General features: G+C 34.3%; 8 protein-coding genes. 3 read left to right on the forward strand and 5 right to left on the reverse strand.

Annotation, left to right across the window (positions count from 1 at the left end):
* Positions 1 to 23: 23 nt before the first annotated feature.
* From AAFN75_RS04645 to AAFN75_RS04655, 3 genes are all read left to right on the forward strand, one after another.
* Positions 24 to 2,840, forward strand: coding sequence for a TonB-dependent receptor domain-containing protein (locus AAFN75_RS04645; RefSeq protein ID WP_411808449.1), 2,817 nt, complete (start codon positions 24 to 26; stop codon positions 2,838 to 2,840).
* 107 nt (positions 2,841 to 2,947) lie between these two features.
* Positions 2,948 to 4,849: a DUF1080 domain-containing protein gene (locus tag AAFN75_RS04650; RefSeq protein WP_411808450.1), complete on the forward strand. Its 1,902-nt coding sequence runs from the start codon at positions 2,948 to 2,950 to the stop codon at positions 4,847 to 4,849.
* 16 nt (positions 4,850 to 4,865) lie between these two features.
* Positions 4,866 to 6,839 (forward strand): plastocyanin/azurin family copper-binding protein, encoded by a 1,974-nt coding sequence (locus tag AAFN75_RS04655; protein WP_411808451.1) that lies wholly within the window; start codon positions 4,866 to 4,868, stop codon positions 6,837 to 6,839.
* A gap of 67 nt (positions 6,840 to 6,906) precedes the next feature.
* On the opposite strand, the gene AAFN75_RS04660 is transcribed toward AAFN75_RS04655, so the two are convergent.
* From AAFN75_RS04660 to ilvC, 5 genes are all read right to left on the reverse strand, one after another.
* Positions 6,907 to 9,159 carry a c-type cytochrome gene (locus AAFN75_RS04660; RefSeq protein WP_411808452.1) on the reverse strand — a complete coding sequence of 751 codons (2,253 nt, stop codon included), beginning with the start codon at positions 9,157 to 9,159 and terminating at the stop codon, positions 6,907 to 6,909.
* Between the two features lie 268 nt (positions 9,160 to 9,427).
* A complete protein-coding gene (gene azu / locus AAFN75_RS04665; RefSeq protein ID WP_411808453.1) occupies positions 9,428 to 9,937 on the reverse strand; it encodes an azurin in 510 nt (169 codons plus the stop codon).
* 143 nt (positions 9,938 to 10,080) lie between these two features.
* Positions 10,081 to 11,673: an NADP-dependent glyceraldehyde-3-phosphate dehydrogenase gene (locus AAFN75_RS04670; RefSeq protein ID WP_411808454.1), complete on the reverse strand. Its 1,593-nt coding sequence runs from the start codon at positions 11,671 to 11,673 to the stop codon at positions 10,081 to 10,083.
* Positions 11,674 to 11,849: 176 nt separating this feature from the next.
* Positions 11,850 to 13,115: a threonine ammonia-lyase IlvA gene (gene ilvA / locus AAFN75_RS04675; protein ID WP_411808455.1), complete on the reverse strand. Its 1,266-nt coding sequence runs from the start codon at positions 13,113 to 13,115 to the stop codon at positions 11,850 to 11,852.
* Between the two features lie 155 nt (positions 13,116 to 13,270).
* Positions 13,271 to 14,746 carry a ketol-acid reductoisomerase gene (gene ilvC, locus AAFN75_RS04680; protein WP_411808456.1) on the reverse strand — a complete coding sequence of 492 codons (1,476 nt, stop codon included), beginning with the start codon at positions 14,744 to 14,746 and terminating at the stop codon, positions 13,271 to 13,273.
* Between the last annotated feature and the right edge of the window lies 1 nt (position 14,747).

Here is a 14,747-nt window from a genome sequence, read left to right on the forward strand (position 1 = left end):
CAATAACTACCCTAAGACATATTATGAATCATTTTAAACTTATTATTTACATTTTAATAGCAACTAATGCACTCTTTATTTCTGCTCAAAATACTATAAACGGAAGCATAAAAGACACAAATAACCAACCTATTTCAGGCGTTAATATCATTCTTAATACGGAACCAAATATATTTAGCACTACTAATTTAACTGGTAATTTCACCTTACCAAATATTCCTGATGGGAGCTACACTTTAACCATATCTCATATAGGTTTTAAAACCATTAACGACCAAATAACGGTTAATTCAAATAGCACAGATTTCAACTTTACCCTAAATACAGATATATTAAATCTGCATACCGTGGTTGTTACAGGCAATTTCGCCCCTAAAACCCAACTTGAATCTAGCACATCGGTAACTACGTTAAACGCAACATCAATAAAACAGGTATATCCACAAGGAACTGCTAATTTGCTTCAAAATATCCCTGGAACATTTACCGATGCTTCGGTTGGAGAGGTTTTTACTAGAGTTTATACACGTGGTATTTCGGCTGCAGCCGAAGATGATATGGGATGGTATTACGTATCGTTACAGGAAGATGACTTACCTGTTAGTTTAGTGCAACATTCATACTACGGACCAGATTTGTTTCATCGTGTAGATTTAACAACATCTAGAATAGAAGCTTTACGTGGCGGAAGCGCTTCTATAACCGCAATGAATGCACCAGGTGGTGTTTATAATTTTATTTCTAGAACTACTACTGAAAAATTAAATGGTGAAATACAATTACAAAATGGTGTTCAAGGAGAAGGCAACCCGTTTTACCGTGCCGATGCTGTTTTAGGTGGCGGTTTTGGAAACAACTGGTTTTTTAATGCTGGCGGGCATTACCGCCATAACGATGGCGCAAGAAACACCGATTTCACCTTTAGTAAAGGCGGACAATTTAAGTTCGATATTAAAAAGGAAAACGCTCGAGGCTATTTTAAATTATATGGTAAATATTTAAACGATTACACCAATAGATACAATGGTGTAGCCGCAACAAATTGGAACAACCCAGAAGCTGCCTTTGGTCAAAATTTTAACGCAACCGCCTTATTAATGCCTGAGTTTAATGCCGCTATTCCAGATGGGAGAAATTTAAACAGCACAAATAGCTTTAACCCTGCCAATGGTGTTCACGCTAAAGATTTAGCCTTTGGCTTTGATTTGTTTCAAAACTTAGGAAATAATTGGTCTGTTAAAAATAACATGAAATTTTCTGCCAAAAACGCAAACTGGCAAACTTCTATTAGTAATGCTTTTGTCTCCATTAGTGACTTTATACCTTATTTCCTCGTAAGTAACGGAAACCCTTTTCCTGTTGGGGAAATTGTATTTAAAGATGCGAACTCTGGAAACGTATTAGCTAGAATAGATAATAGCGGTATTTTTAGTGGCGACCCTTCTGAGTATTTAACTGATGGCTATTTACCAAATGATGCTATAATGGGAACCTCCACCTGGTATAAAGACAATGATGCCGATGAATTCATGCAACAATTAACCCTAAGAAAAGAATGGACTAATCATGATTTAAATTTTGGATTTGCCACTGGTTTCTCTAACACTTCTGTATTTACTCAAGGTAGTTTTGCATTTTCAACCTACGAAAATAACCCACGTATGCTACAAGTAACTTTAGAGAATCCTGGAGAGACTGTTCTCGCATTATCTGATGAATTTGGGGTTAGTAATTATGGTGGTTTATTCTTTACAAACAGTCGCGCAAAAATTAGTCAAATCGCGGCTTTTGCAAACGACCGTTGGAAACTATCTGATAAATTAAACTTAGATTTAGGGTTACGTTATGAATCAATAACACATAAAGGAAGTAATGACCGTTATGCGCCATTTACTCAAGATGGCGGTTTAGATGGCGATGAAACTACAGCCTATGATAATAATATTTTAACACCAACTGGCGAGCGCGACAACTTTGATTACAATTACAACTATGTATCCTATTCTGTTGGATTAAATTATAAACTAACCGATGATGCTTCATTATTTGGTCGATTATCTCAAGGTAACAAAGCTCCCGAACTAAACTATTATTTTAACAATTTTGCAAATGTACCTATAAACCAAGCGGGAGAAGTTCAAGAAATCAATCAAGTTGAAATAGGTTTAAAATCTGCATTAAAAAACTTTTCATTTACTAGTACTTTATTTTGGAGTGAATTAAAAAATATTGGAGTCTCTAATTTTGAATTTGATGATGAATCTGGCAGTATTTTCTATACACCAATTCAATTTAACAGCTCGCGCAATTTAGGTTTGGAATGGGAAACCAGTTATAATCCAATTCAGTATTTTACATTTCGATTCAACGGTGTTTTACAAGACCCTAAAGCTACAAAATGGAATATTTATGATGCTGGTGCAACAGTTGATGCAGATGATGATAGCACAACTAATTACTCTGGCAACACGCTAGCATTCAACCCTAAGTTAATGTTTAATTTATCGGCTGAATACGCAAAAGACAAAGTGTCGTCGTTTTTTAAATGGAAATACACTGGTAAACGCGAAGGTAATATTGCTAATGCTTTTCAATTAGATGCCTATAGTGTTTTTGATGCTGGCTTAGGTTATAAAATAAATAAGAATATAAGCGCTAATCTATTAGTTAGCAATCTTTTTAATTCTGATGGTCTTGCTAACTTTTTTGGTGCTAATACTTTTGGAGCCAATGCCAATGGGGTAACTACAGAGTATATAAACGAAAATCCAGATGCTAGCTTTATTGTAGTTCCTATTTTACCTCGATCTACTTTACTACAATTAAATTATAAATTTTAATAACCATATTTGGCATACAAATGACCATATGAACAACGTGTAAAAACTAAAAGCCAATACATTTACGCAAGTCAAAAAAAACCAACTTTATCTAACCAAATAAGCATATGAAAAACAAACTCCTTTTTCTTTTTGCTATTTCGTTGATAATTTCTTGCGAAAAAGAAGAAACAAAACTGCTAGAAACTGTTAATGAAAAAGAAGAAACACTTAACACATTACCGTTTACTAATATTGAGTTAGAAGACTTATTAGATTTTAGACCAACTACTAAAAACTGGCAAATAGCCGGAAGTGTAGCTGCTAATAGAAGTAAAGAAAAAGCACTTATACCAGATGAGGGCGAAGGCGTTTTAATAAACAAACACGACCAAGAGCAGAACAAACATATATTTACCAATTTCGAACATGGTGATATTGAGTTAGAACTTGATGTTATGATGCCCATAAAATCTAATTCTGGTATTTATTTTCAAAGTAGATATGAAATTCAGTTATTTGATAGTTGGGGTGTAGAACATCCTAAACACAACGACATTGGAGGTGTTTATCAACGATGGAACAAAGATGCTAAAAAAGGAAAAGAAGGCTACGAAGGACATTCGCCTTTAGTAAATGCCGCCAAGGCCCCTGGTTTATGGCAACATTTAAAAATTATTTTTCATGCACCAAAGTTTAATGAAAAAGGCGAAAAAATTAAAAACGCTTGGTTTGAAGAAGTTAGGTTAAATAATATTTTAATTCAGAAAAACGTAGAGCTTACTGGATCTACTCGTGCTAGCGCTGCAAAAGAAGAAGCGTCTTATGCGCCATTAATGATTCAAGGCGATCATGGACCTGTTGCTTTTAAAAACATAAAATATAAACTTTATGAAGACAAAAAAATTGGCATCGAAAAATCTGAGCTTAAAATTTACAATAATTCTAAAAAGCTTTCTGTTTTAAAAAACATAGAAGATCTTAAACTTCTTGAAACACATACAACAGACTCTATTTCTCCTTTAATGAGGATTAATGTAAGGGACCAAAAAGTATTAAGTTACTCAGGGAAGCTAGACATACCTACATCTGGAGACTATTTATTTGAAGCTGCGGTTAATGGCGGTACGTACTTAATCATTGAGAATGATACTGTAATAAAAATGAATGGCGACTTTGATATGAATACTACACAATTTAATAAAGTCCATTTAAAAAAAGGCCAAGTTACTTACAACCTAGTATATAACAAACCCATAATATGGCGCCGTGGTTTCGACTTTTTTGTTGAAGGACCAAAAATGCAACGTTATTCCTTATTAAAAACAGGAACTACAACTCTAAGCAAGAACAACCCAATAAAGCCAATTACCTTAAACGTGACAGAAAAGCCACTTACACAACGTAGTTTTTTAAACCACAAAGGTGTTAAACGCTCGCATTGTATATCGGTTGGATTAGTTGAAAAACTGAATTATAGTTTAGATTTAGAAACAGGCTCTTTACTCCATGTTTGGAGTGGTGATTTCTTAGATGCTACACAAATGTGGCATTCTCGAGGGGAACATCAACGTGGAGAACCTATGGGCTTTCCTATTTCATTGCATGGCGATTTAGATTTCGCTTCATTAAATTCTAAGAATAACGCATGGCCAAAAGCCTTAGATAACAACCAAACATTTAAACAAATTGGTTATGAATTTAAAAATGAAGGTTTACCCGTGTTTTCATTCGAAATTAATGGAAATGAAATATCCCATAGCTTTAAAGCCTCTGCAAAAGCAATAAGAGGTATCGATCGAGTAATTACTTCTGAATCAAAATCCTCAATGTGGCATAAAATTGCAGATGGAGAAAGTATAAAAGCATTAGAAAATAACACGTTTATTATAAACAACGAAAGCTATTATATTGTTTTCCCAGATGGAGAAACTCTTAAACCTATTATTAGATACAGCAATGGGAAAAATGAATTACTTATAGAAATTCCTAAAGGACATTCAACTATTAATTATACTATAATCTGGTAAACTAAAACTTAAAAACATGAAGATTATCAATAAAACAATAGTAATAATAGCTTTCCTTCTAATAAATCAATTTGGATTTTCTCAAAAAGATAAAATGTTAAATTCGGCTCAAGCTATAAAAGAAGCTGAGTATTATAAAATTGTAGACGTCCCGATACCTAATGATATCAAATTAGAAGTTGGTGGTTTAGCGTTAACAGATAAAAATCAACTGGGTGTTTCTACAAGAAGAGGTGAAGTTTGGCTAGTTAACAATCCACATAGCAAAACACCAGAATTTAACAGATTTGCACACGGCATGCACGAAACTCTTGGTTTAGCGTATAAAGACAATAGTTTTTATTTAGCACAACGTGGTGAATTAACAAGGCTTGAAGATAAAGATAATGATGGCGTAGCCGATTTATACAAAACGGTTTACTCATGGCCACTTTCCGGGAATTATCATGAATATTCATATGGTCCGAAGTTTGACAAAAACGGCGACATGATATTAACGCTAAATGTATCATGGTACAAAGGCGGAAAAAGCTTTGCTAAATGGAGAGGCTGGCTTGTAAAAGTTACTACAGAAGGACAATTTACACCTATAGCTGCTGGACTTAGATCTCCAGCTGGGTTTGCAATTAATGATAATAACGATATTTTTTATACAGAAAACCAAGGCGACTGGGTTGGTTCTGGACGTATGTCACATTTAGAAAAAGGTGATTTTGCAGGACATGCAGAAAGTTTAAAATGGACAGACGAACCAAACTCACCATTAAAATTAAAACCAGAAGATATTGAAAAACAATCTGGACTTTCAATGTATGATTATGCTAAAAAAGAAAAGGCATTAAAATCTGCCGCAGTTTGGTTTCCGCACACCATATTAGGTATATCGACCTCAGATATTTTATACGACACTACTAATGGTAAATTTGGTCCATTTGAAGGCCAACAATTTATAGGAGACCAAGGGCATAGTAAAATTATGCGTGTGTACATGGAAAAGGTGAATGGCGTATACCAAGGCGCTGCTTTTGGTTTTGTTGAAGGTTTTTCTTCTGGAGTTTTAAGGATGATTTGGGGTAAAGACAACAATATGTTTGTTGGCATGACGAGTCGTGGTTGGGCATCTACAGGAAAAAAAGCCTTTGGATTACAACGTTTAGTTTGGAGCGGTAAAACACCTTTTGAAATTAAAACGATGAAAGCGCTTGATGACGGTTTTGAATTTGAATTCACCAAGCCTATCAACAAAAAATTAGCTAAAGATCTTTCGAACTATAAGATGTCTACGTTTACATACAAATATCATGATACTTATGGTAGCCCCATTTTAGATCAACAAAATTCTATGGTTCATAAAGCTGAAATTTCCGCTGATGGGTTGAAAGTAAAATTAACGATTCACGGCATGCGTTTAGGTTTTATTCATCAAATAGAAATGCCTAAACTAAAATCTGCATCTGGAGAATTATTATTACATAATACGGGCTATTACACTTTAAACCAAGTACCTGGAGGAGAATTAAAATCGTCACAAATGCATATAGCTAAAACGTCTAACAAAAAGGTATACCAACCTAAGCGAGTTAACACCATGCCGTCTTCATGGGGAGAACATGGAGCAGATGAAAAAGTGGTTATTGGTACAATTCCTGGATTAAAATATGATACAGAAGAAATCACTATAAACCGAAATAACAAAATACAACTTACCCTGAATAATAATGATGACATGATACACAATGTGGTTATTACCAAACCAGGTAAAGAAACACCACTTAAAATTGGAGAAATGGCTCTTAACCTTGGGTTAGATGGTCCAGATTTAAATTATGTTCCGTTTAGCGAATTAGTTTTATTTCATTCAGGAACTGTTGGACCTGAAAGTAACGAAACTATTTACTTTACATCTCCTAGCGTACCCGGTGAGTATTGGATTGTTTGTACATTCCCCGGTCATTCATTTACTATGAGGACTAAGTTGATTGTAAAATAAATCACAAAAAAAAGCGAATCTAATTTAAAACTAGATTCGCTTTTTTTATAATATTAAATAATCGAAGTTATTTTTTTCTCTTAGCTTCTATTTTATAGAGCTCCTCTAAAGTCCAATAATCTTCTCTATCCCCTGAATCTCTTCTTGCATTTCTAACTACTTTTCTATCTACATTATCTGCATCATTCATGGCTCTTACGTAACTCAGTACATTTGCAATCCATTCATCACTATTATCTTTTAAAGGCATCATAATACCATATTCTTTACCTTCAATAGGGCCAATTAGTCCGTTTAATAAAATTTTACTCAGCGTACCTTTATCTCCCGTTACTCTTGCACTACCAATTAAAGATGGTGCAATTAGTCCTCCATCTTCTGTTGCAATACCTTTTAAATCGGCGCCGTGACACGTAATACATAATTGTTTATAAGCATCGTAGCCTTTTGTAATACTTAATCTTGCGCCTAAACTTCTTCCTGAAATACGATCTTTAAGTTGTTTTAACTGAGAATCATCTTTCTTTAAACTTTCAACAACTGCGTTGGAAACAATTTCGTGGCCTTCGTATTTAGTATTAATTGTGTTTAGCAATTCTGTTGCTTTTTTATCTTTACTATAACGTAAACTTAAAGCTAGCTGATTTACAACATTCACATCTGAATCAGAAATTAATTTTTCTAAATCTTGAAGAATATCTGTATCCCCTGCTTTAAGTAAATTTTCACTTAATCTAATCGCGGTAAGTCTAACACGGTAATCTACATCTTGTAATTTTTCAGTAATTAAGGTTTTATCAATATTATCCAAACCTTCTAGCGTCCAAAGTGCAGTTACACGTTCTAAACCAAGATCTTTATCGCTATTAAAAATACCATCCATAAAAGACGAATTATCTCTAGCTATAGCTTGCAATTCTGGAATAACCGATTCATCTCCCCTTAAAACAATTAGTTTTTGAGCTGTATTTCTGTACCAACCATTACGATGTCCTAAATATTCTATTAATTCAGAAGCTTTCTTTCCTATTAAATTAGGTTTTTTATCCAATTCAATATCCTCATGTACAATTCTATAAATTCTACCTTTTCCAATATTTTTTTCTAAGCCCTTACGCAGAATTACTGTTCTTAAAAAACTTCCTTTTTTGGTCCAGTTACTTTCTTGTATAATACCACGATACATATCTACAATATACAGCGCACCATCAGGCCCTGTTTTGGCTTGCAATGGTCTAAAATTTAAATCTGTAGACGCCATAAATTCAGCTTCGTCGTAGGCGTTATAAAGCACCTTTTTACCGTTTTCATTTTTAATTTTAGCTCTACGTATCAATCTACCTACAGGTTCAGGGATAAAAAGATCACCATATAAATTAGAAGGCAATTTATGTCCTCTATATATTTCTTGTCCTGCAACACCTGTAAAATGGTTTAAAGTACCATCTTCACGTAATTTTTTTGGACCTCCTTGAACATCTGGAGTTCCTACTACTGGCCAAGGCTGTACAAAGCCTTTTGAAAGTCTTCCTTTTGCATTAAACTCACCGTATACTGGTGGTTGCTGAAATCCGTATGCTGGGTTTTCAGCACCGGCAGAAGAGTAATACATATTTCCTAAATCATCTTGAGTAAGCCCCCATTGCCCTCTATTTGGCATGTTATCTAAAGAATCTACTTCTACTTTTCCATCGCTTTTAAACTTAAATCTAACAGGGTTATACGTTGTATAGGCCCAGTTATCTAAATTCCAAATAAGTCCACTTTGTTGGTGTTCTAAATTTCCACCACGACGGTTCGGATTGTAGTAAACACGTTCTTTTTTATCGGCTACTCCATCATCATCAGTGTCTTTATAACTCCATAAATCATATGAAAAGGTTTCATTAACAATTAATTCATTTTCAAGAGGTAAAATCATTCTTGGCAACAATAAACTATCAATAAAAACGGTGCTTTTATCCATTTTACCATCACCATCTAAATCTTCAAGCATTTTAATTCTACTAATGTTTCTAGTAGTACCACCTCCATTAACATCTTGCATATAGGTATTCATTTCTGCAACATACATACGTCCGTTTCCATCCCATGCAATGGTTACCGGCTCATCAATCATTGGTTCGCTGGCAACTAGCTCCACCTTATAACCTTCTGGCAAGTAAAATGTTTTCATACTTTCCTCTGGTGAAAGAAATGCTGAAGATGGATCTTTTACTATTTCTGGTTTTTCGTAAATTTTATCGACATACTCTTTCTTTCCACAACTGAAAAGTGATAATAAAACGACTGAAAGTGCATAAACATTTTTAATTTTCATGGTACGGGTTTAGTTTATTTTAATTGTAAAAATCAATAAGAATTATTTTAGTAAAATGTAAAACTACTAAGAGTGATAAAAGTTTAAGATAAATTATTGCTCCAATGCTATAACTAATGTTTCAAAAGCGAGAAACATGTGTGAATACATAAAATTACAGCTTGGAAAAACGGATTATTTGAGTAAAAAAAAGTCTTTCTGGTTGTTAACTTAAAAGCTAAAAACCATTGAAAGACTTTGATATAAGTTTTAGAACTATTGCTATGTTTTACTCAACAATTAATTTCCCTTTCATTAAAGCGTAATGCCCGGGGAAACTACATAGAAAATCGTAAGTACCAACTTCGGGTGCATCAAATTCTACAACGGTTGTTTCGCCCGCACCTACAAGATTTGTATGTGCTATAACATCTTTACCATTTTCAGGTATATAATTGGTAGCTTTTGCAGTTGCTGCTTTGTTTCCAAATGCCATTACATCCACTCCTTTTTTTAATAAAACAAAATTGTGTCCCATAACATTTTTGTCCATTTTACCAATATGCTTTAATGTAATTTTTACTTTTTCGCCTGCCTTTACACGAATTTCCTTTTTATTAAATTGCATAGCATCATTACCGGTAAGGGTTACATCGTTAGGGTTACTTTTTGTTTCCTTAACAACATCTGTTTTCTTTTCATATGAAAACCCTTCCTTCTTTTTTTCTTCTTTACCGCCACAGGCTACTAATACCACACTAGAAAAGATAGCTACTAATAAATATTTAATTGATTTCATTTGATATAATTTTGTTTAAATTTAGTTTAACTGTATTACTACAACTTCAAATATAAGCATATAAAGGCTTAGTACAGTACAAAATTTTTCAGTGAAAAATTCTATACTACACTAAGCCTAAAACAAATGGAATTCGTTAAAACTTATAAAATATAATCGGTGCTAATAAAATTAGATGTTTTCTTATCTAATAATTCATTTAAAATAGCATTATTATAAGGATTGTCTTTTGATGCTACGAAGGTTCTTATAGAAAACGAACGTAAAGCATCATGAACACTTAAAGTACCAAATGCAGAATCTTTTCGTCCTGTAAATGGATAAACATCTGGACCACGTTGGCAAGAGCTATTTAAATTAACACGACACACAAGGTTTACCAATGTATCAATTAGCGGTGATAACGTTGTTATATTTTTACCAAACAAGCTTACTTGCTGACCATAATCAGATTCGGCCATATCATCTAAAGGCTCCTCGATATCCGAGAATGAAACCACAGGTACAACGGGTCCGAATTGCTCTTCGCTAAACACACGCATATCTTTAGTAACCGGATATAAAACCGCAGGAAATATAAAATTATCTGATGTTTCGCCACCTTTTTTATTAATTACTTTAGCGCCTTTTTCTAAAGCATCATCAATTAACTCTTGAATATATGCTGGCTTATCGGTTTCTGGAAGTGGCGTTAATTTAACACCAGATTCCCATGGGTTTCCAAACTTTAATTGATCTACTTTAAAAGCAAAACGTCTATTAAACTCTTCCACTACAGACTCGTGAACATATAATACTTTTAATGCTGTACAACGCTGCCCGTTAAAGGATAAAGTTCCTGCAATACACTCTTCAACAGCCAAGTCTAAATCGGCATCAGGTAAAACAATAGCAGGGTTTTTAGCTTCTAATCCTAAAACCATTCTAAGTCTATTTCCTTTAGGATGCTGAGATTGTAGAGCGTTTGCTGAAGCACTGTTACCTATTAAAGCCAATACATCTATTTTCCCCGATTGCATAATTGGAGTTGCCAATACACGACCACGACCGTAAACAATATTTACAACGCCTTCTGGGAAACTTTTTTGAAACGCTTCCAATAATGGTGATATTAAAAGAACCCCAAGTTTAGCAGGCTTAAAAATAACAGGATTCCCCATAATAAGTGCCGGAATTAACAAGGTAAAGGTTTCGTTTAATGGATAATTATAAGGTCCTAAACACAATACAACACCTAATGGACCACGACGAATATGAGCGTAAACTCCAGAGTTTTTCTCAAATTTAGCCGAGTCTCTATCTATTTGCTTGTAAGCTTCGATAGTATCATAAATATAATCGACAGTTCTATCAAACTCTTTTTCTGAATCTGGTAAATTTTTACCAATTTCCCACATTAATAATTTTACGACTTCTTCACGCTTGGTTTTCATTTCTTCAACAAAACTCTCCATACAAGCAATTCTGTCGCCCACCTTCATGGTTGGCCATAAGCCTTTACCGTTATCGTAAGCTCGGGTTGCAGAATCAAGAACCTCTAAAGCTTCCTTTTCGCCTAACTGCGGAATAGTTCCTAAAAGGGTTTGCTTGTAATCGCTAGTTGACGAGATGGTTGAGTAAACCTCTGCAGTATCACCTTCCCAATGTTTTAATTCGCCATCGGACAAATAAGTGGACTGATGCAAAAGGGATTCAATTTTATAAGCCTCTGGAATGTCTTTAAAAGGATGCTTCATAACTCTTTTAGTGTTTTAAAGCCTTAAAATGATATCGTTTTTAAGACTTTTATAGTTAATTTGTTTATACCCAAAATAACTAAATTTTACTTACAATGATACCCTGAAATTCAAATAAACAGTAAAAATAGAGCGCAAACGATTTCGCAAATTAGAAGATTTTTAAGTGTGCAAAATCACACTAAAAACTGAAACAAATCAGGCTTATCATTCAAATAGTCGCCATAAAAATTACGCTGTTTCATTTTGGTAATTAATGGCTCTAAATCGTTAGCCGATTTTAGTTGCACACCAACCACTGCAGAACCGTTTTCTCGGTTGGTTTTTTTAGCATATTGAAAAAACGTAATATCATCATCTTCACCTAAAATATCAACCACAAATTCTTTTAAAGCACCAGCACGTTGCGGGAAACTTACTATAAAATAATGCTTTAAATTGGCGTATAATAAAGCACGTTCTTTAATCTCGGCGGTTCGTGTAATATCATTATTACTACCACTAACCACACAAACAACGTTTTTACCTTGTATTTGTTCTGCATAAAAATCTAGCGCAGAAATACTCAATGCTCCAGCAGGTTCTACCACAATAGCATCTTTATTATAAAGTTCTAATATGGTTTCGCAAACTTTGCCTTCGGGCACGGTAATCATATCGGTTAAATTTTCTTTACAAATGGCAAAGGTTAAATCGCCAACACGTTTTACGGCCGCTCCATCAATAAACTTTTCAATTTTTTCGATGGTTGTGTTTTTATTATTTTTTATGGAAACCGACATAGAAGGCGCACCTTCTGGCTCAACTCCAATAATTTTAGTTTGAGGCGATAAGGTTTTAAAAACCGTTGATAAACCTGCAGCTAAACCACCACCACCAACAGCTATAAACACATAATCGATAGGTTGCGTGGCTTGTTCTAAAACCTCTAAAGCAATAGTAGCTTGACCTTCAATAACTTTTTTATCATTAAAAGGATGTATAAAGGTTTTTCCTAATTCGTCGCACTCTAACATGGCGGCATGAAAGGAATCATCGAACGTATCGCCAATTAACTTAATTTCTATAAAATCTTCACCAAACATTTCCACCTGTTCCACCTTTTGGTTAGGCGTAGGTGCCGGCATATAAATAGTGCCCTTAATTTTTAATAATTTACAGGATAAAGCAACACCTTGAGCATGATTACCAGCACTAGCACATACTACACCATTTAAAGCTTCTTGTGCCGTTAGCGAGCTAATTTTATTATAGGCACCTCTAATTTTATACGAGCGTACTTGTTGTAAATCTTCGCGTTTTAATAAAATGTTAGCGTTATACTTTTTTGAATACCTTAAACTTTCACTTAAAGGTGTTACGGTCGATACCGTTTTAATAGTTTCAGCAGCAGCTTTTACGCTTTCTAGACTAGGAAAATAAGTGGATGTGTTGTGACTCATTTATATGGGCTTATCATGCTTATGCAAGGTACTTAATCCTTTGTTTTTATTAAACCATTTCTCATTTAAATTAAGATTTGGCACAAAAAAACCTGTCTAAATGAAAACATCAGACAGGTTTTGGAAATATAGTTTAGTTTAGTTGTATTCGGTACTTATACTATTGGCTTCATAGCCGTCATAGAACCTCTTAAGAATGCACCAACTTTTTCAACTGGGTGGTTTCTTAAAGCAGCGTTTACTTCAATAAGTTTAGCGTTATCAACACCTGCGCCATTATCTTTAGCGTAAGATTTTCCAATAACATCTGTTTTTATGTTTTTCATAAAATCAGTTAATAAAGGCTTACAAGCATGGTCAAATAAATAACATCCGTACTCTGCAGTATCAGAAATAACACTATTCATTTCGTATAATTTACGTCTTGCAATAGTGTTTGCAATAAGTGGCGTTTCGTGTAAAGACTCGTAGTATGCAGATGCATCGATAATTCCAGAATCTGTCATAGCTTCAAAAGCTAATTCGACACCTGCTCTTACCATAGCTACCATTAACACACCGTTATCGTAATACTCTTGCTCAGTAATTTCAACATCACCAGCCGGCGTTTTTTCAAAATTAGTTTCAGCAGTAGCTGCTCTCCATGTTAATAAATCATGATCATCGTTAGCCCAATCTGCCATCATTCCAGCAGAAAAACGACCTTCAATAATATCATCCATATGCTTTTGGAATAATGGACGCATAATATCTTTTAATTCTTCCGATAATTCAAAAGCTTTAATTTTAGCTGCGTTAGATAAACGATCCATCATGTTAGTTACACCACCATATTTAAGACCTTCTGTTACAGTTTCCCAACCGTATTGAATTAATTTTGAAGCATAACCCGCATCAATACCTTCTTCAACCATTTTATCGAAACAAAGGATAGAACCTGTTTGTAACAATCCACAAAGGATAGTCTGCTCTCCCATTAAATCAGATTTTACCTCAGCAATAAAAGACGATGCTAATACACCAGCTCTATCACCTCCAGTGGCTACTGCATAAGCTTTAGCTTGTGCCCAACCTTTACCTTCAGGATCGTTTTCTTCATGTACCGCAATTAATGTAGGCACACCAAAACCACGCTTATATTCTTCTCTAACTTCAGAACCTGGAGACTTAGGCGCCACCATAATTACTGTAAGGTCTTTACGAATTTGCATCCCTTCTTCAACAATATTAAAACCATGAGAGTAAGATAACGTTGCTCCCTTTTTCATTAATGGCATAACGGCATTTACAGCATTTGTATGCTGCTTATCTGGTGTTAGGTTTAACACTAAATCTGCTGTTGGGATTAACTCTTGGTAAGTACCAACAGTAAATCCGTTTTCAGAGGCATTAACAAAAGATTGACGTTTTTCTGCAATAGCAGCATCACGTAATGCATAAGAAATATCTAAACCAGAATCTCTCATGTTTAACCCTTGATTTAACCCTTGAGCACCACACCCAACGATAACTATCTTTTTTCCTTTTAAAGCAGTTACTCCATCTGTAAATTCTGAAGCATCCATAAATCTACACTTCGATAATTGATTTAATTTATCTCTTAACGACAGTGTGTTAAAATAATTTCCCATT

The sequence above is a fragment of the Algibacter sp. AS12 genome, assembly GCF_046736315.1.
Lineage (GTDB): Bacteria > Bacteroidota > Bacteroidia > Flavobacteriales > Flavobacteriaceae > Algibacter_B > Algibacter_B amylolyticus.

Excerpts from the sequence above, each read along its gene's own strand:
- AAFN75_RS04645 (WP_411808449.1), top strand. The coding sequence starts at position 24 with ATGAATCATTTTAAACTTATTATTTACATTTTAATAGCAACTAATGCA.
- AAFN75_RS04650 (WP_411808450.1), top strand. The coding sequence starts at position 2,948 with ATGAAAAACAAACTCCTTTTTCTTTTTGCTATTTCGTTGATAATTTCT.
- AAFN75_RS04655 (WP_411808451.1), top strand. The coding sequence starts at position 4,866 with ATGAAGATTATCAATAAAACAATAGTAATAATAGCTTTCCTTCTAATA.
- AAFN75_RS04660 (WP_411808452.1), bottom strand. The coding sequence starts at position 9,159 with ATGAAAATTAAAAATGTTTATGCACTTTCAGTCGTTTTATTATCACTT.
- azu (WP_411808453.1), bottom strand. The coding sequence starts at position 9,937 with ATGAAATCAATTAAATATTTATTAGTAGCTATCTTTTCTAGTGTGGTA.
- AAFN75_RS04670 (WP_411808454.1), bottom strand. The coding sequence starts at position 11,673 with ATGAAGCATCCTTTTAAAGACATTCCAGAGGCTTATAAAATTGAATCC.
- ilvA (WP_411808455.1), bottom strand. The coding sequence starts at position 13,115 with ATGAGTCACAACACATCCACTTATTTTCCTAGTCTAGAAAGCGTAAAA.
- ilvC (WP_411808456.1), bottom strand. The coding sequence starts at position 14,746 with ATGGGAAATTATTTTAACACACTGTCGTTAAGAGATAAATTAAATCAA.